This window comes from Pseudomonas sp. KBN12P06040 (assembly GCF_037574965.1).
Classification (GTDB): Bacteria; Pseudomonadota; Gammaproteobacteria; order Pseudomonadales; family Pseudomonadaceae; genus Pseudomonas; species Pseudomonas aeruginosa.
On the sequence record NZ_JBBELS010000001.1, the window covers coordinates 3,583,160 to 3,601,202 of the forward strand.

Consider the following 18,043-nt stretch of genomic DNA (forward strand, 5'->3'; position numbering starts at 1 on the left):
CCCGTGGTGCATGGGCAGGCTATTCGCCGACCGGCGCTTCCAGTTGCGCCCAGAGCGACGGACCACCTGCCGACTTCTCGATCACCGCCAGCCGCGCCGCATGCGCAGCCAGCTCTTCGGCGTTGGCGCGCAGCACCGGGGTGGCTACCCGCGCCGGATCGAGCCGACGGATCGGGCTGACCATCGGCCGGCCGCTGCCGTCGCCTTCCGCGCCGCTGCCGGCCAGCGACAGGCTGGTCTGGCCGCCGGTCATCGCCAGGTAGACGTCGGCGAGGATCTCGGCGTCGAGCAACGCGCCGTGCAGGTCGCGACCGGAGTTGTCCACGCCGTAGCGCTTGCACAACGCATCGAGGTTGTTGCGCTGGCCCGGATGGCGCTCGCGGGCCATCAGCAGGGTATCCAGCACCGAGCAGTACTCGGTCACGTCCGAGCGGTCCTGCTGGCCCAGCAGGGCGAACTCGTTGTTGATGAAGCCGATATCGAACGCCGCGTTGTGGATGATCAGCTGGGCGCCGCGGATGAATTCGAAGAAATCGTTGGCGACCTCGCGGAAGCGCGGCTTGTCCTTCAGGTATTCGTTGGTGATGCCGTGGACGGCGATCGCCCCTTCGTCGACCTCGCGATCGGGTTGCAGGTAGACGTGGAAGTGGCGACCGGTCAGGCGGCGCCCCTCCAGCTCGACACAGCCGATCTCGATGATCCGGTGACCATCGGTCACCGGCATGCCGGTGGTTTCGGTATCCAGTACGACGCTACGCATCTATAGAGCCTTTCTCTGTTTCGCTGCAGCCGTGGCTGCTGAACGCTTGTTTCGGTGTGGCCGCTCAGCGCGGCAATTCGGCGACGCCACGGTTGGCCAACTGGTCGGCCCGCTCGTTGCCGGGGTCGCCGGTATGCCCGCGGACCCACTGCCACTCCACCTGGTGCCGGGCGACCTGCTCGTCCAGGGCCTGCCAGAGGTCGGCATTCTTGACCGGCTGCTTGCTGGCGGTCTTCCAGCCGCGCTTCTTCCAGTTCGGCAACCATTCGGTGATGCCGCGCATCACGTATTCCGAGTCCGTGATCAGACGGATCGGACAGGAACGCTTGAGTGCCGCCAGCGCCTGGATCGCCGCCATCAGCTCCATACGGTTGTTGGTGGTGTCCGGCTCGCCGCCCCAAAGCTCTCGCTCGGCGCCCTTGTAGAGGAGCAACGCCCCCCAGCCGCCGCGCCCAGGGTTGCCCTTGCAGGCGCCGTCGGTATAGATCACTACCTGTTCTTTATCTGTCATGCCTAAATTTCGGAATCTCGCCGGCTGACTTTCGCCACCGGCATGGGCACCAGCTGACCGCGCGGTTCGCGCTTGCTCTGGCGCAACGGGCGCAACCCCACGACCAGCTTGCGTGCCACCAATAGATAGAAGCCGGCGCCCGAAGACTGCCAGGCGTCGCCCCAGCGCTCCAGGCGAGCCAAGCGCGATTGCCAGGCTGCCGACGCAAGCGGCGGACGATAGCACCCGAAGCGACGTTTCTCCAGCGCGAAGCCCAGCAGGTTGAGCCAGTCGCAGGCCCGCGACGGAGGAATGCAACGGGCCTGGCGCAAGGCATCCCCGGCGAAATAATGACGGATGCCCCACAGGCTCCATGGGTTGATTCCGATCAGCAGCAGGTGGCCGCCCGGACGAACGGTACGCGCGGCTTCGCGCAGGAGACGGTGAGGCGACAGGCAGAAATCCAGGCCGTGTTGCAGCAGGACCACGTCCGCGGCATGTTCGCTGAGCGGCCAGGCGCCCTCTTCGCAGGCGATGTCCACGCCCGGCAGCGGCGGCCCCAGGCGCACGCCGCGCTGAATCTGCCCGGTGCTCGGCGGCAGTTCGGCATGCGGCCCGTAGTGCACCAGGTAGCCACCGAAGTAACGGGTCAGCTCGTCGCACAACAGGCGTCGCTCCTCGGCCAGCATCAGGCTGCCCAGCGGGCCCTGGAACCAGTCGCGCGCCCGGTTGATCGATGCCAGCCACTCGGCATCGGTCTGGGCGAAGGCTTGCGGTTCGTTCATGCGTACCTCCAGCGTCTTCCCCTTCGCGGCGACGGACGCCGGCACCACGGGAAAATAAGCAATACTATGCGCCAATGACTTCTGCTTAGCGACATCGACCCATGATACAGATCGACGCCCTGCCCGCCTTCAACGACAACTACATCTGGCTGTTGCAAGATGCGACAAGCCGTCGCTGCGCGGTGGTCGACCCCGGCGATGCCAAGCCGGTGGAAGCCTGGCTGGCCGCCCATCCCGACTGGCGGTTGAGCGATATCCTGGTGACCCACCACCATCACGACCACGTCGGCGGCGTCGCGGCCCTGAAGGAACTGACCGGCGCGCGGGTTCTCGGCCCGGCCAACGAGAAGATCCCGGCCCGCGACCTGGCGCTGGAAGACGGCGAACGGGTCGAGGTGCTCGGCCTGGTCTTCGAGATCTTCCACGTGCCCGGCCATACCCTCGGCCATATCGCCTACTACCACCCGGCGGAGACGCCGCTGCTGTTCTGCGGCGACACCCTGTTCGCCGCCGGCTGCGGCCGTCTCTTCGAAGGCACCCCGGCGCAGATGCACCATTCCCTGGCGCGACTGGCCGCGCTGCCGGCCAACACCCGGGTCTACTGCACCCACGAGTACACGCTGAGCAACCTGCGCTTCGCGCTGGCGGTGGAGCCCGACAACGCGGCGCTGCGGGAACGCTTCGAGGAAGCGACCCGGTTGCGCGAACGGGATCGCATCACCCTGCCGTCGGAAATCTCGCTGGAATTGTCGACCAATCCATTTCTTCGCGTTTCGGAAAATTCTGTTAAGAAAAAAGCCGACCAGCGGAGCGGCCAGCAAAACCGCACCCCGGAGGAGGTTTTCGCCGTCCTGAGGGCCTGGAAGGACCAGTTCTGAAGGTTGGCGAAATCTTGACCACTCTTGAGGTCATTTCTAGAATCGGCTGAATTTTTGCCCGGAACAGCACTCAGCCGATGCCGCCACAGACACGTAAAACCCCCGATCTAGACGCCCTGGCTCGCGCCGTTCGGGTGTCCATCCTGCTCATCGCCGGTGCGCTCGCCGGCTGCCAGGGCAGCGGCCAGATCAAGGGGGAGGCCCAGGCCAAAGCAGCACGTCCCGGCGCCCGAGCCGTCGACGTCCAGTTCAATCCCTCCTGGCTGCATGCCCAGCCCGGCCAGAACGCCGCCTACAACGACATCTGGGACCGCATGCGCGACGGTTTCCAGCTCCAGGATGCGATCAGCACCAACCCGCGCATCGAACGCCAGCGCCTCTGGTTCCTCAGCAACCAGTCGTTCCTCGAACAATCGAGCGCGCGCGGCAGCCTCTACATGCACTACGTGGTCGAGCGCCTGGAAGAACGCAACATGCCGCTCGAACTGGCGCTGCTGCCGGTCATCGAAAGCGCCTACAACCCCTTCGCCCTGTCGCGCAGCAACGCCGCCGGCCTCTGGCAGTTCATTCCCGCCACCGGCCAGCATTTCAACCTGCGCCAGACCAATTTCTACGACGGTCGCCGCGACATCACCGCCTCGACCAACGCCGCCCTGACCTATCTCGAGCGCCTGCACGACATGTTCAACGGCGACTGGATGCTCGCCCTGGCGGCCTACAACGCCGGCGAAGGCACTGTCAGCCGTGCCATCGAACGCAACGAGAAACTGGGCCTGCCGACCGACTACTGGAACCTGCCGCTGCCGCAGGAAACCCAGGACTACGTACCCAAGCTGCTCGCCCTCTCGCAGATCGTCATGGCGCCGGATTCCTACGGCATCAGCCTGAACCCGATCAACAACGAGCCCTACTTCCAGGCCGTCCGGGTCAAGCGCGGGATCGACCTGTCCAGCGTCGCCGCGCTGGCGAACCTGGACGAGGACGAGCTGTACCAGCTGAACCCGGCCTACAAGCGCCGCGTGACCATGGACGGCCCCCAGCAACTGTTGGTGCCGATGGAGAAAGCGGCGTTCCTGACCGCCTCGCTGGACACCCTCAAGCCGAAGGAAGTCACCGCCTGGCAGCAATACCGGGTGCGTAGCGGCGACAGCCTGCACAGCATCGCCAACCGCTATCGGATCACCGTAGCGGAGCTCAAGAGCGCCAACCGCCTGTCCAGCAACCACCTGCGCAAGGGCCAGCAACTGAGCATCCCCGGGCAGATCGCCGGCGGCGCCGTCAAGCCGGTCTACCAGCAACTCGCCCGACAGGCTTCCACCCCGGCCAGAACCCGCTCCTATAAGGTCAAGAACGGCGACAGCCTGTGGCAGATCGCCCGCAACAACGGCGTCGACGTCAACGACCTGAAGCGCTGGAACGGCCTGGACAAGCACGCCCTGAAGGTCGGCCAGACCCTCAAGCTGCAAGGCGGCACCCAGGCCCTGGCGGCCCGCAAGGGAAATGCCGCCGGCAAGCGCGACAGCGCCACCTACTACAAGGTCAAGCAAGGCGACTCGATGTACCTGATCGCCAAGCGCTTCAATGTCGAGATGAAGCACCTGCAGCGCTGGAACCCGCGCAGCAAGCAGGCGCTCAAGCCCGGCCAGACCCTGACCCTGTACCTGGACACCGCGAGCCGCTGACAGCCCATTGCAGGCCGTCCCGAAACGCCACGCCCGCTCCTGCCGGCGTGGCGTTTTCGCAAGCGCGGCCAGAACCCCGGACCCTAGGCCGGACAGGCCCGCGCTCCCTCTTTTTTCCTGTGCGGGCAAGGTGTTACTGTTGCCTGACGATTCGTTGTCAAAAATAGCCAAGGACCCGGACACACGCCTGATGCGTCGCCTCTCCTTCCTGATCCTCGGCCTGGCCGTGAGCCTGCCCAGCTTCGCCGCGATTACCCAGAGCCATGGTTATGCCCAATTCGGCACGCTCAAGTATCCGGCCAATTTCCAGCACTTCGACTGGACCAATCCCGACGCCCCCAAAGGCGGCACCTTGCGCCTGATGGCCTCGGGCAGCTTCGACACGCTCAACCCCTACACCCTGAAAGGCACCAGCCCGATCGGCACCGGCGATTTCCTCCAGTACGGCGTCAATGAGCTGAACGAACCATTGATGGTGGGCACCGGCCTGTACGACCCGTCCGGCGACGAACCAGCCTCCAGCTATGGCCTGATCGCGAAGAGCGTGGAATACGCGGAAAACCGCAGCTGGGTGGTATTCAACCTGCGGCCGGAAGCACGCTTCCACGACGGCAGGCCGATCACCGCCAGCGACGTGGCCTTTTCCTATCGCACCCTGGTCAAGCAGGGGCACCCGATGTACCGCACCTACCTGCAGGAGGTGAAGCGGGTCGATATCCTCACCTCCCACCGGGTGCGTTTCGTCCTGCGGCGCTCCGGCAACCCGCTACTGATCCTGCGCCTGGGCGAGCTTCCGGTGCTGCCGCAGCATTACTGGAAGGATCGCGACTTCCGCGCCACCACCTTCACCGCGCCGCTGGGCAGCGGTCCCTATCGCATCGTCGAGGTCGATCCCGGGCGCCGCCTGGTGTTCGAACGCGTGAAGGGCTGGTGGGGCGAAAAACTGCCGGTGAACCGCGGCAAATACAATTTCGACCGGGTCGTGGTGGACTTCTACCGGGACAACGGCGTCGCCTTCGAAGCCTTCAAGGCCGGCGAGTTCGACTTCTACATCGAGCACCAGGCGAAGAACTGGCTGAACAACTATCGCTTCCCCGCGGTTCTGCGCGGCGATGTGATCCGCACGGAAATCCCGCACCAGATCCCCAGCCAGACCCAGGCGTTGTTCATGAACACCCGTCGCGCCGTGTTCAAGGAGCGCGCGCTACGCCAGGCGCTGGGCGAGATGTTCGACTTCGAATGGACCAATCGCGCCCTCTTCAGCAATTCCTACCTGCGCTCGCGCAGCTACTACCCGAACAGCGAATTCGCCGCCAGCGGCGTCCCGGAGGGCCAGGAATGGCTGTACCTGTCGCCGTACCGCAAGCAATTGCCGGCGCAGTTGTTCAAACAGCCGTTCAGCCTGCCGACCACCGAGGGGCGCGGCATTCCCCGTGAAACCCTCAGGCATGCGCTCGGTCTACTGGCCGATGCCGGCTGGAAGCTGTCCGGCGACCGACTGCTGAATAAAAAGGGCGAACCGCTGCGCTTCGAAATCCTGCTGGTCAATCCGAGCCTGGAGCGTATTCTCCAGCCCTATCGCGAAAACCTCGCCAGCATCGGCATCGACGCGCGCCTGCGCACCGTCGACCGCGCCCAATACAAGCAGCGCCTGGACCAGTTCGACTACGACATGATCCTCATGACCCTGCCGCAGACCCTCAGTCCCGGCCTGGAACAGTGGCAGTACTTCCACTCCAGCCAGGTGAAGGTCAAGGGCAGCAAGAATTACGCGGGCATCGCCAACCCGGTGGTCGACGCCATGCTCAACCGCCTGCTCGGCGCCCACAGCCGCGACGAACAGGTCGCCGCCGCGCGCGCCCTGGACCGGACCTTGCTCTGGCAGTACTACAGCATTCCCAACTGGTACCTCAATTCGCACCGTCTGGCGTACCGCAACCGCTTCGCCTTCGTCGCCACCCCGCCCTACACCCTGGGCCTGCGCGCGTGGTGGCAGAAAAACCTGGAGACGTCCCGATGATCCGTCCCCGCTTCACCCCTCTGCTGGCAGCCCTGCTGCTCGGCTGCTGCGGCCCGCTCCTCGCCGCCCCGAAACATGCACTGACGCTCTACGATGAGCCTCCGAAGTATCCCGCCGACTTCAAGCATTTCGACTACGTGAATCCGGATGCGCCGAAAGGCGGCATCCTCCGCCAGGCCGACTTCGGCGGCTTCGACAGCCTCAACCCGTTCATCGGCAAGGGCGTCTCGGCCCCTTCGCTGGGCCTGATCTACGACACCCTGGCCTTCCAGTCGCAGGACGAGCCCTTCACCGAATACGGCCTGCTCGCGGAGAAGATCGAGAAGGCACCGGACAACAGCTACGTGCGCTTCTACCTGCGCCCCCAGGCCCGTTTCAGCGATGGCACGCCGGTCACCGCCGAAGACGTGGTGTTCACCTTCGAGACGCTGGTGAGCAAGGGCGACCCGATGTACCGCAACTACTATGCGGACGTCGACAAGGTGGTCGCCGAGGACAAGCTTCGCGTGCGCTTCGACTTCAAGCACGCCGGCAACCGCGAACTGCCGCTGATCCTCGGCCAGATCGCGATCCTGCCGAAACACTGGTGGGCCGACCGCGACTTTTCCAAGACCGGCATGGAAATCCCGGTGGGCAGCGGCCCCTACCGCATCGCCAAGGTCGATCCGGGACGCTCCATCAGCTACGAGCGAGTCAAGGACTGGTGGGCCAAGGACCTTCCGGTCTCCCGCGGACTCTATAACTTCGACACCATCACCATCGACTCCTATCGCGACATGTCGGTCGCCCTGGAAGCCTTCAAGGCCGGCCAGTACGACGTCAACCTCGAATATTCGGCGAAGGACTGGGCCACCGGCTACGAGTCGCCGGCATTGCGCGACGGGCGCTTCATCAAGGCCAGCATCCACAACCACAACCCGGTGGGGATGCAGGGCTTCGCCTTCAATATCCGCCGCCCGGTGTTCCAGGACCGCCGGGTACGCCAGGCGATCAGCCTGCTGTTCGACTTCGAATGGTCGAACAAGCAGCTGTTCTTCAGCTCCTACAAGCGCACCAACAGCTATTTCGAGAACTCGGAGATGGCCGCCCACCAGTTGCCCAGCGAAGCCGAGCTGAAGATCCTCGAACCGCTGCGCGGCAAGATTCCCGACGAGGCCTTCGACCAGGTCTTCCAGAATCCGGTCAACGACGGCAGTGGGGTGATCCGCGAGCAGCGACGCAAGGCCTACCAGTTGCTCACCGAGGCCGGCTACAGGATCGAGAACAACCGCATGGTAGGTCCCGACGGCCAGCCACTGAGCTTCGAGTTCATGCTGTTCCAGGCCAACATGGAACGGGTCATCCTGCCGTTCAAGCGCAACCTGGCCGAACTTGGCATCGACATGCAGATCCGTCGCGTCGACGTCTCGCAGTTCGTCAACCGCCTGCGCTCGCGGGATTTCGACATGACCTCGGCGACCTGGCCGCAATCCAACTCGCCAGGCAACGAACAGCGAGAGTTCTGGCATTCCAGCAGCGCCGACAAGGCCGGCAGCCGCAACTTCATCGGCCTCAAGGACCCAGCCATCGACAGCCTGGTGGAAAGCCTGATCCAGTCCGACTCGCGGCAAAGCCTGATCGACCATACCCGCGCCCTCGACCGCGTACTGTCGTGGGGCTACTACGTGGTTCCCAACTACTACGTCGATACCTGGCGGGTCGCCTACTGGAACCGTTTCGGCCGGCCGAAGGTGACGCCACTCTACGACTGGGGCCTGATGACCTGGTGGCAGACCAGCGACAAGGCGCTGCCGAGCAAGGCGCAAGCCGAAGCCGCGCAAGACGCCGAGCCGGAACGGGAGTAACGCCGCATGCTCTCCTATATCCTGCGGCGCCTGCTGCTGATCGTCCCTACCCTGTTCGGCATCCTGCTGATCAACTTCATCATCATCCAGGCCGCTCCCGGCGGTCCGGTGGAGCAGATGATCGCCAAGCTGGAAGGCTTCGACGCCGCTTCCGGCGGCGCCACCGGACGCATCTCCGGCGGCGGCGGCGAAGTCGCCGTGGCCGGCTCGCAATACCGCGGCGCGCAAGGCCTGGACCCGGAGCTGGTGAAAGAGATCGAGCGCATGTACGGCTTCGACAAGTCGGCCCCCGAGCGCTTCATGATCATGCTGAAGAACTACCTGCACCTGGACTTCGGGCAGAGTTTCTTCCGCGACGCCAAGGTCACCGACCTGATCGTCGAGAAATTGCCGGTGTCGATCTCGCTCGGACTCTGGAGCACGCTGATCATGTACCTGGTGTCGATCCCGCTGGGGATCGCCAAGGCGGTCCGCCATGGCAGCGTCTTCGACATCTGGACCAGCTCGGCGATCATCGTCGGCTACGCCATTCCCGCCTTCCTCTTCGCCATCCTGCTGGTGGTGCTGTTCGCCGGCGGCAGCTACTGGGACTGGTTCCCCCTGCGCGGCCTGACCTCGAACAACTTCGACCAGCTCAGCCTCGGCGGCAAGGTACTCGACTATTTCTGGCACCTGGCCTTGCCGGTAACCGCCCTGGTGATCGGCAACTTCGCCACCATCACGCTGCTGACCAAGAACAGCTTCCTCGACGAGATCGGCAAGCAATACGTGGTCACCGCCCGCGCCAAGGGCCTGACCGAACGCCGCGTGCTCTACGGGCACGTATTCCGCAACGCCATGCTGCTGGTGATTGCCGGCCTGCCGGCTGCGCTGCTAGGGATCTTCTTCACCGGTTCGCTGTTGATCGAGGTGATCTTCTCCCTCGACGGCCTCGGCCTGCTCAGCTTCGAAGCGGCGATGAACCGCGACTACCCGGTGGTCTTCGGCACGCTGTTCATCTTCACCCTGTTCGGGCTGGTCATGAAGCTGATCAGCGATATCGTCTACACCCTGGTCGATCCGCGCATCGACTTCGAGAACCGGGAGTAATCCGATGCGCCTGTCTCCCATCAACCAGCGCCGCTGGGCCCGCTTCAAGAGCAACAAGCGTGGCTGGTGGTCGCTCTGGCTGTTCCTCATCCTGTTCGTCGGCAGCCTCGGCGCCGAACTGATCGCCAACGACAAACCGCTGGTCGTGCATTACGACGGCGGCTGGTATTTCCCGGTCTTCAAACGCTACCCGGAAACCACCTTCGGCGGCGAATTCCCCCTGGAAGCCAACTACAAGAGCCCCTACATCAGCCAACTGATCGCCGAGAGGGACGGCTGGGTGCTTTGGCCGCCGATCCCCTACAGCTACGACACCATCAACTACGAGCTGAAGGTTCCCGCCCCCGCCCCGCCGTCGGCGGAAAACTGGCTGGGCACCGACGACCAGGCCCGCGACGTGCTCGCCCGGGTGATCTACGGCTTCCGCGTGTCGATCCTCTTCGCCCTGACCCTGACCGTGCTCAGTTCTCTGATCGGCGTCACCGTCGGCGCCCTGCAAGGCTACTACGGCGGCTGGGTCGACCTGCTCGGCCAGCGTTTCCTGGAAGTCTGGTCGGGGCTGCCGGTGCTCTACCTGCTGATCATCCTGGCCAGCTTCGTCCAGCCGAACTTCTGGTGGCTGCTGGGCATCATGCTGCTGTTTTCCTGGATGAGCCTGGTGGACGTGGTCCGCGCCGAGTTCCTCCGCGGGCGCAACCTGGAATACGTCCGCGCCGCCCGGGCCCTCGGCATGCGCAACAGCGCCATCATGTTCCGTCACATCCTGCCGAACGCGATGATCTCGACCCTGACCTTCATGCCGTTCATCCTCACCGGCGCCATCGGCACCCTCACCTCCCTGGACTTCCTCGGCTTCGGCCTGCCGCCCGGCGCGCCGTCGCTGGGCGAGCTGGTCGCCCAGGGCAAGTCCAACCTCCAAGCGCCCTGGCTGGGCATTTCCGCCTTCGTGGTGCTGGCGGTCATGCTGAGCCTGCTGGTGTTCATCGGCGAAGCCGCCCGCGACGCTTTCGACCCGAGGAAATGAGATGAGCGAGAACATTCTGGAAATCCGCGACCTCGCCGTCGAATTCCTCTCCGGCGAGCAACGCCAGCGGGTAGTCGAAGGCGTCAGCTTCGACATCCGCCAGGGCGAGACCCTGGCCCTGGTCGGCGAAAGCGGCTCGGGCAAGTCGGTGACCGCCCACTCGATCCTGCGCCTGCTGCCCTACTCCGTCGCCAGCCACCCAGCAGGCAGCATCCACTACCAGGGCGAGGATCTGCTCAAGCTCCCGGAACGGCGCCTGCGCGGGATCCGCGGCAACCGCATCGCCATGGTCTTCCAGGAACCCATGACCTCGCTCAATCCGCTGCATACCATCGAGAAGCAGCTCGCCGAGGTCCTCGCCCTGCACAAGGGCCTGGGTGGCGCCAAGGCCAGCGCGAGAATTCTCGAACTGCTCGAGCTGGTCGGCATCCCCGAGCCAGCCAAGCGCCTGAAAGCCTATCCACACGAACTCTCCGGCGGCCAGCGGCAGCGGGTGATGATCGCCATGGCCCTGGCCTGCGAGCCGCAACTGCTGATCGCCGACGAACCGACCACCGCGCTCGACGTCACCGTCCAGTTGAAGATCCTCGATCTGCTCAAGGACCTGCAGGCACGCCTGGGCATGTCCCTGCTGCTGATCACCCACGACCTCAACCTGGTCCGGCGCATCGCCCACCGCGTCTGCGTCATGCAACAAGGGCGGATCGTCGAGCAGGCTTCCTGCCAGGAACTCTTCGCAGCCCCGCGACACCCCTATACCCGCGAGCTGCTCAACGCCGAGCCCAGCGGTGCGCCGGCAAGCAACCCGCCCGGTGAAACCCTGTTGGCGGTGGACGACCTGCGGGTCTGGTTCCCGATCCGCAAAGGCGTGTTCCGCCGCACCGTGGACCACGTCAAGGCGGTCGACGGGGTCAATTTCGAACTACCCCGCGGGCAGACGCTGGGCATCGTTGGCGAAAGCGGCTCGGGCAAGTCGACCCTTGGCCTGGCAATCCTGCGGCTGCTGGAAAGCCAGGGCGGCATCCGCTTCGAAGGCACCCGGCTGGACGGTCTCGCGCAACATGACGTGCGCCCGCTGCGCCGCGAGATGCAGGTGGTGTTCCAGGACCCGTATGGCAGCCTCAGCCCACGCATGTGTGTCGGCGAGATCGTCGGCGAAGGCCTGCGCATCCATAGGATCGGCAGCGAGGCCGAACAGGAGCAGGCGATCATCGACGCGCTGGTGGAGGTCGGGCTCGATCCGCAGACCCGCTACCGTTACCCCCACGAATTCTCCGGCGGCCAGCGCCAGCGCATCGCCATCGCCCGGGCACTGGTGCTGAAACCGGCGCTGATCCTGCTGGACGAACCGACCTCGGCGCTCGACCGCACAGTGCAGCGCCAGGTCGTGGAATTGCTGCGGCAACTGCAGGGCAAGTACAACCTCACCTACCTGTTCATCAGCCACGACCTGGCGGTGGTCAAGGCGCTCAGCCACCAGTTGATGGTGGTTCGACATGGCAAGGTGGTGGAACAGGGCAGCGCCGAAGCGGTTTTCGCCTCGCCGCAACATCCCTATACGCAGCAATTGCTGGAGGCCGCCTTCATGGCCCCGGCAAGCGCGGAAAACTGAGTAGCAGACAAGGAACGGACCATGGGATTTCTCACAGGAAAACGCGCCCTGATCGTCGGAGTCGCCAGCAAGCTCTCCATCGCTTCCGGCATCGCCGCCGCCATGCACCGGGAAGGCGCCGAACTGGCCTTCACCTACCAGAACGACAAGCTCAGGGGCCGGGTGGAGGAGTTCGCCAGTGGCTGGGGCTCGCGGCCGGAGCTGTGCTTCCCCTGTGACGTGGCCGACGACAGCCAGATCGAAGCGGTGTTCGCCGCCCTGGGCAAGCACTGGGACGGCCTGGACATCATCGTCCACTCCGTCGGATTCGCTCCAGGCGATCAGCTCGACGGCGACTTCACCGCGGTGACCACCCGCGAGGGCTTCCGCATCGCCCACGACATCAGCGCCTACAGCTTCATCGCCCTGGCCAAGGCCGGACGGGAAATGATGAAGGGCCGCAACGGCAGCCTGCTGACCCTCTCCTACCTGGGCGCCGAACGGACCATGCCGAACTACAACGTAATGGGCATGGCCAAGGCCAGCCTGGAGGCCGGGGTCCGCTACCTGGCCGGCAGCCTGGGCGCGGAAGGCACCCGGGTCAATGCGGTTTCCGCCGGGCCGATCCGAACGCTCGCCGCCTCCGGAATCAAGAGCTTCCGCAAGATGCTGGCCGCCAACGAGCGGCAGACGCCGCTGCGGCGCAACGTCACCATCGAGGAAGTCGGCAATGCCGGCGCCTTCCTCTGTTCGGACCTGGCCAGCGGTATCAGTGGCGAGATCCTCTACGTCGATGGCGGCTTCAACACTACCGCCATGGGCCCGCTGGACGACGACTGATCACCCCGCCCATGAAAAATGGCCGCTTCGAGCGGCCTTTTTCATGGGCGGAATAAAGAAAAGGCCGCGTAAGCGGCCTTTTCTCTGCATCTCGGTCTCAGTATTTCTCGACTTCCGCCTTGTCCTGCAACTGACGGCGGAAGGCGGCGAAGTCTGCCTGTCCGCTGCGCGAAGCCAGGAAGCGGCGGTACATGGCCTTCTCGTCGTCGGAGATAGCCTCCTCCGGCTCGCTGACGCCATTCAGGCGGATCACCACGTAATCGCCATTGGCCAGGGTCACGCCAGAGAGCGAAGGCTTGTCCTTGGCCTCCGGACGCTGCATGCGGAACACCGCCTGGAGCAGTTTCGGATCGACGCCTTCCTGGCCGCGGGAGGCCGCCTCGACCACTTTCCACGACTCACCCGCTGCGGAAGAGGTACGGCCTTCACGCAGCTCTGCGATCAGGGCCTCGCCACGCTTCTGCGCCTCCTCGGCGGCCTTTTCGGCAGCCAGGCGCTCGCGGATGTTCGCCGCGACCTGCTCCAGCGGTTGCTCCTTCGGCTTGTTGTGCTCCTTGACCCGCAGTACCACCACGGTGTCCGGATCCAGCTCGATGGCGCCACTGTTGGCCGCTTCTTCCAGCACCTCGGCGCTGAACGCGGTCTGCACGATCTGGCGGTTGGCAGCGATGCCGTCGCCCCCCGAACGTCCGAACGGCTGGCTGGTCTGGACCTTCAGGCCCATTTCCTGCGCCGGCTGGCTCAGGTCGGCGGCTTCGTAGGCGGAGCTTTCCAAGTCCTTGGTAGCCTCGACGAAGCGCTGCTCGACCATCTGTTTCTTCAGTTCGTCCTCGAGCTTCGGCTTGAGGCTTTCCAGGCTCGGTACTTCCGGCGCCTGCACGCCCAGCAGCTTGATCAGGTGGTAGCCGTACGGAGTCTTCACCGGGGCGGATACCTCACCTTGCTTCAGCGCATACAGCGCCTCCTCGAACGCGGGGTCGTACACGCCGCGGCCGGCGTAGCCCAGGTCGCCGCCGGTGGCGGCCGAGCCGATATCCTGGGAGAACTCCTTGGCCAGCGCGGCGAAATCCTCGCCCTTGGCCAGGCGAGCCTTGATCTCGTCGATCTTCGCCTTGGCCTGCTCGTCGCCGACCTTGTCGTTCACCTCGATCAGGATGTGGGCGGCATCGCGCTGCTCGGAAAGGTTGGCGATTTCCTTCTGGTACAACGCCTCGAGGTCTTCCTGCTTCACCTTGACCTGGTCGAAGAAGGAGGACTTCTTCAGTTCCACGTATTCGACGACCACCTGCTCGGGAGTCATGAACTCGCTCTTGTGGCCTTCGTAGAAGGCCTTCACCTCGTCCTCGCTCACGCTGCTCTTGGACGCGTCGGCCTTGATCGCCAGGGTGGCGAAGTCGCGGGTCTGCTTCTCGAGGCGAGCGAAGGACTGCAATTCGTTGTCGGTGACGAAACCGGTGCCCGCCAGGCCGGCGCGAAGCTGGCCGATGAGCATTTCCTGGCCGAGCATCTGGCGGAACTGCATGCGGCTGTAGTTCATCTGGCGGATGACCTGGTCGAAGCGATCCGCGTTGAACTTGCCGTCGACCTGGAACTCGGGAGTTTGCAGGATCAACTGGTCCAGCGCCTGGTCGGAGAAAGCGAACTTGTCGTCCTTGGCGGCCTGGAGCAGCAGGGTACGCTCGATCAACCCCTTCAGGGCCGCTTCCTTGAGCAGCTTGTCATCCAGCATGGATGGATCGAAATCCTTGCCCAGGCGTTGCAGCAGCTGGCGACGCTGCATGTCCACGGCCTGTTGGACTTCATTGAGACTGATATCGTCGCCGTTGACCTTGGCGGCCACGTTGGAGTGGTCGGTGGCCCGGATGATCGCGTCGAAGCCGGTCAGCGACAGGAGAACGATGATCACGCCAATGATGGTCTTGGCGATCCAGCCCTGGGAATTATCCCTGATGTTCTGCAGCATGCAGCCCCCAAAAACTGCCACGACCAGCCGTCTTGGGCGGCGCGGCGTGGGTAAGAGATGCGGATATAAGAAAGGCGCATCCGAGGATGCGCCTTCTCGTAACTGGCGGAGCGGACGGGACTCGAACCCGCGACCCCCGGCGTGACAGGCCGGTATTCTAACCGACTGAACTACCGCTCCGCAGCCAGGCCAGCCTTGGCCGACCTGGGTAGAACGAGTCCCAAAAGACGCTTAGTTGACAGCATCCTTCAGGGCTTTACCGGCTTTGAAGCCCGGGATCTTGGCAGCGGCGATCTTGATCGGCTTGCCAGTTTGCGGGTTGCGACCGGTGCGAGCAGCGCGCTCTTTGACAGCGAAGGTGCCGAAACCAACCAGCACGACGGAGTCACCAGCCTTCAGGGCGCCAGTGACGGACTCGATCACTGCGTCCAGTGCGCGACCGGCAACAGCTTTCGGGATATCAGCAGATGCGGCAATTGCATCGATCAGTTCCGACTTGTTCACTCTAAGTCCCCTTATTTCTGTTGAGTATGTTTCTATGTGTTAGGTGTAAGGAAATTCTGCGCTGGTAGGCCAACTGACTCAGCAAGTGCCGCTTTATAACAAGGGCCCAAAAACAGTGTCAAGAATACCTACCGACTAATGCGTGCTAATTCGCTCCTTGGAATCAGGCTCGCGTTTTTCATCCTTTGCAACCATCTCCGGAGCCGCATCGGGCAAGGGCTCCGGGGCGTATTGCAGCGCAATTTGCAGGACTTCGTCAATCCATTTAACCGGTTTAATAACCAGATCACTCTTAATATTGTCCGGAATTTCCTTCAGGTCGCGAACATTTTCCTCGGGAATGATCACCGTCTTGATCCCGCCGCGGTGCGCCGCCAAAAGTTTTTCTTTCAGCCCGCCGATCGCCAGCACCTGCCCACGCAGGGTGATCTCCCCGGTCATTGCCACGTCGGCGCGCACCGGGATCTGCGTGATCGCCGAAACCAGCGCCGTGCACATGCCGATGCCTGCGCTCGGGCCATCCTTCGGCGTAGCGCCTTCCGGAACGTGGATATGGATGTCACGCTTCTCGTGGAAGTCCGCCGCGATTCCTAGGCTCTGGGCGCGGCTGCGCACCACGGTCAACGCCGCGGTGATCGATTCCGCCATCACGTCACCCAGCGATCCGGTCTTGGTCAACTGGCCCTTGCCCGGTACCACGGCCGCCTCGATGGTAAGCAGCTCGCCGCCGACCTGGGTCCAGGCCAGCCCGGTCACCTGGCCGATCTGGTCCTGCTGTTCGGCGAGGCCATAACGGAACTTGCGCACGCCGAGGTAGTTCTCCAGCGTCTCGCTGGACACCACCGCCTGGATACGCTTGAGCTTGGCATGCTCCTTCACCGCCTTGCGGCAGACCTTGGCGATCTGCCGCTCGAGGCTGCGCACCCCGGCTTCGCGGGTGTAGTAGCGAATGATGTCGCGCAGGGCGCCTTCCTCGAAGGTCAGCTCGCCCTTCTTCAGGCCGTTGGCCTGGACCTGCTTCGGAATCAGGTACTTGGAGGCGATGTTGACCTTCTCGTCCTCGGTGTAGCCCGGCAGGCGGATGACTTCCATCCGATCCAGCAGGGGCGCTGGGATGTTCATCGAGTTTGCGGTGCAGAGGAACATCACGTCGGACAGGTCGTAGTCGACCTCCAGGTAGTGATCGTTGAAGTTGTGGTTCTGCTCCGGGTCGAGCACCTCGAGCAGCGCCGAGGCGGGATCCCCGCGCATGTCGCTGCCCATCTTGTCGATTTCGTCGAGGAGGAACAGCGGGTTGCGTACGCCGACCTTGGTCATCTTCTGGATCAGGCGGCCCGGCATAGAGCCGATATAGGTACGACGGTGACCGCGGATCTCGGCCTCGTCACGCACGCCGCCGAGCGCCATGCGCACGAACTTGCGATTGGTGGCGCGGGCGATGGATTCGGCCAGGGAGGTCTTGCCCACGCCGGGCGGCCCCACCAGGCAAAGGACCGGGCCCTTGAGCTTCTTCACCCGCTTTTGCACGGCGAGATACTCGAGAATGCGCTCCTTGACCTCTTCCAGGCCGTAATGGTCGGCATCGAGGATGTCTTCCGCCTTGGCGAGATCATGGCGCACCTTGCTCTCGGCCTTCCACGGCACGTTCAGCAGCCAGTCTATGTAGGAACGCACCACGGTGGCTTCCGCCGACATCGGCGACATCTGCTTGAGCTTGTTCAGCTCGGCAGTGGCCTTGGTGTGCGCCTCCTTGGTCAGGCCGGCGGCGTCGATGCGCTTCTTCAGCTCCTCGACTTCGTTGTGCCCTTCGTCGATATCGCCGAGTTCCTTCTGAATGGCCTTCATCTGCTCATTCAGGTAGTACTCGCGCTGGCTGCGCTCCATCTGCTTCTTGACCCGGCCGCGGATGCGCTTTTCCACCTGCAGCAGGTCGATCTCGGCATCCAGCAGCGCCAGGACATGCTCGACCCGCGACGACAGGTCGGTGATCTCCAGGATGTCCTGCTTCTGCTCGATCTTCAGCGCCATGTGCGCGGCCATGGTATCGACCAGCCTGCTCGGCTCGTCGATGCTGTTCAGCGAGGAAAGCACCTCGGCGGGGACTTTCTTGCCCAACTGGACGTATTGCTCGAACTGGCTCAGCAGGCTGCGAGTGAAGACCTCGGCCTCGCGCTCGCCGACATTGGCGTCATCGATGGCCTGGACCGCGGCACGAATGTGCCCTTCCTCCTCGATGAAGCGCTCGACCTGGCCGCGCTGCTCGCCTTCGACCAGCACCTTGACGGTGCCATCCGGCAGCTTGAGCAACTGCAGCACGGTAGCGACCGTACCCATGCGGTACAGGCCATCTTCGCCCGGATCGTCGTCCGCGGGGTTTTTCTGCGCCAGCAGGAGGATTTGCTTGTCGCCGGTCATCGCTGCCTCCAGGGCCTCGATGGACTTTTCCCGACCGACGAACAACGGGATGACCATGTGCGGGTACACCACCACGTCACGTAGCGGCAGCAAGGGCAATTCGACGAGTGTTTTCATAATGTCGGCTCTACAGCGGCACTTGGCCACGAAACAGATAG

At 64.0% G+C, this 18,043-nt stretch carries 14 protein-coding genes and 1 tRNA gene; 8 read left to right on the forward strand and 7 right to left on the reverse strand.

Annotated elements, in window-relative coordinates:
* Positions 1–19: 19 nt before the first annotated feature.
* From dnaQ to VQ067_RS16805, 3 genes are all read right to left on the reverse strand, one after another.
* Positions 20–760, reverse strand: a complete 741-nt coding sequence (gene dnaQ / locus VQ067_RS16795; RefSeq protein WP_003087958.1) for a DNA polymerase III subunit epsilon — start codon at positions 758–760, stop codon at positions 20–22.
* A gap of 64 nt (positions 761–824) precedes the next feature.
* The gene (gene rnhA / locus VQ067_RS16800; RefSeq protein WP_003087954.1) at positions 825–1,271 is read right to left on the reverse strand and encodes a ribonuclease HI; all 447 of its coding nucleotides are present in this window, start codon (positions 1,269–1,271) and stop codon (positions 825–827) included.
* Between the two features lie 2 nt (positions 1,272–1,273).
* Positions 1,274–2,035 carry a methyltransferase domain-containing protein gene (locus VQ067_RS16805; RefSeq protein ID WP_003087952.1) on the reverse strand — a complete coding sequence of 254 codons (762 nt, stop codon included), beginning with the start codon at positions 2,033–2,035 and terminating at the stop codon, positions 1,274–1,276.
* A 101-nt stretch (positions 2,036–2,136) separates the two neighbouring features.
* Between VQ067_RS16805 and gloB the strand changes: the two genes are divergently transcribed.
* From gloB to fabI, 8 genes are all read left to right on the forward strand, one after another.
* Positions 2,137–2,913, forward strand: coding sequence for a hydroxyacylglutathione hydrolase (gloB, locus tag VQ067_RS16810; RefSeq protein WP_003087949.1), 777 nt, complete (start codon positions 2,137–2,139; stop codon positions 2,911–2,913).
* 77 nt (positions 2,914–2,990) lie between these two features.
* Entirely contained in the window at positions 2,991–4,595 is a 1,605-nt protein-coding gene (locus VQ067_RS16815; RefSeq protein ID WP_003132812.1) for a lytic transglycosylase domain-containing protein, read from the forward strand.
* 190 nt (positions 4,596–4,785) lie between these two features.
* On the forward strand, positions 4,786–6,615 hold the full coding sequence (locus VQ067_RS16820) for an extracellular solute-binding protein (RefSeq protein WP_003098137.1): 1,830 nt from the start codon (positions 4,786–4,788) through the stop codon (positions 6,613–6,615).
* Positions 6,612–8,459 (forward strand): extracellular solute-binding protein, encoded by a 1,848-nt coding sequence (locus tag VQ067_RS16825; protein ID WP_003087944.1) that lies wholly within the window; start codon positions 6,612–6,614, stop codon positions 8,457–8,459. Before VQ067_RS16820 ends, VQ067_RS16825 begins: the two co-directional genes overlap by 4 nt.
* Positions 8,460–8,465: 6 nt before the next feature.
* Positions 8,466–9,548 (forward strand): microcin C ABC transporter permease YejB, encoded by a 1,083-nt coding sequence (locus VQ067_RS16830; RefSeq protein ID WP_003087943.1) that lies wholly within the window; start codon positions 8,466–8,468, stop codon positions 9,546–9,548.
* A 4-nt stretch (positions 9,549–9,552) separates the two neighbouring features.
* Positions 9,553–10,572 (forward strand): ABC transporter permease, encoded by a 1,020-nt coding sequence (locus VQ067_RS16835; RefSeq protein ID WP_033990379.1) that lies wholly within the window; start codon positions 9,553–9,555, stop codon positions 10,570–10,572.
* Position 10,573: 1 nt separating this feature from the next.
* The gene (locus VQ067_RS16840) at positions 10,574–12,184 is read left to right on the forward strand and encodes an ABC transporter ATP-binding protein (protein WP_003087940.1); all 1,611 of its coding nucleotides are present in this window, start codon (positions 10,574–10,576) and stop codon (positions 12,182–12,184) included.
* 21 nt (positions 12,185–12,205) lie between these two features.
* The gene (gene fabI, locus VQ067_RS16845; protein WP_003087936.1) at positions 12,206–13,003 is read left to right on the forward strand and encodes an enoyl-ACP reductase FabI; all 798 of its coding nucleotides are present in this window, start codon (positions 12,206–12,208) and stop codon (positions 13,001–13,003) included.
* Between the two features lie 97 nt (positions 13,004–13,100).
* On the opposite strand, the gene VQ067_RS16850 is transcribed toward fabI, so the two are convergent.
* From VQ067_RS16850 to lon, 4 genes are all read right to left on the reverse strand, one after another.
* Positions 13,101–14,966 carry a SurA N-terminal domain-containing protein gene (locus tag VQ067_RS16850; RefSeq protein ID WP_003120291.1) on the reverse strand — a complete coding sequence of 622 codons (1,866 nt, stop codon included), beginning with the start codon at positions 14,964–14,966 and terminating at the stop codon, positions 13,101–13,103.
* A 103-nt stretch (positions 14,967–15,069) separates the two neighbouring features.
* A tRNA-Asp gene (locus tag VQ067_RS16855) sits at positions 15,070–15,146 on the reverse strand.
* 51 nt (positions 15,147–15,197) lie between these two features.
* Positions 15,198–15,470 (reverse strand): nucleoid-associated protein HU-beta, encoded by a 273-nt coding sequence (gene hupB / locus VQ067_RS16860; RefSeq protein ID WP_003087931.1) that lies wholly within the window; start codon positions 15,468–15,470, stop codon positions 15,198–15,200.
* 135 nt (positions 15,471–15,605) lie between these two features.
* The gene (gene lon / locus VQ067_RS16865) at positions 15,606–18,002 is read right to left on the reverse strand and encodes an endopeptidase La (RefSeq protein WP_003124759.1); all 2,397 of its coding nucleotides are present in this window, start codon (positions 18,000–18,002) and stop codon (positions 15,606–15,608) included.
* Positions 18,003–18,043 lie beyond the last annotated feature (41 nt).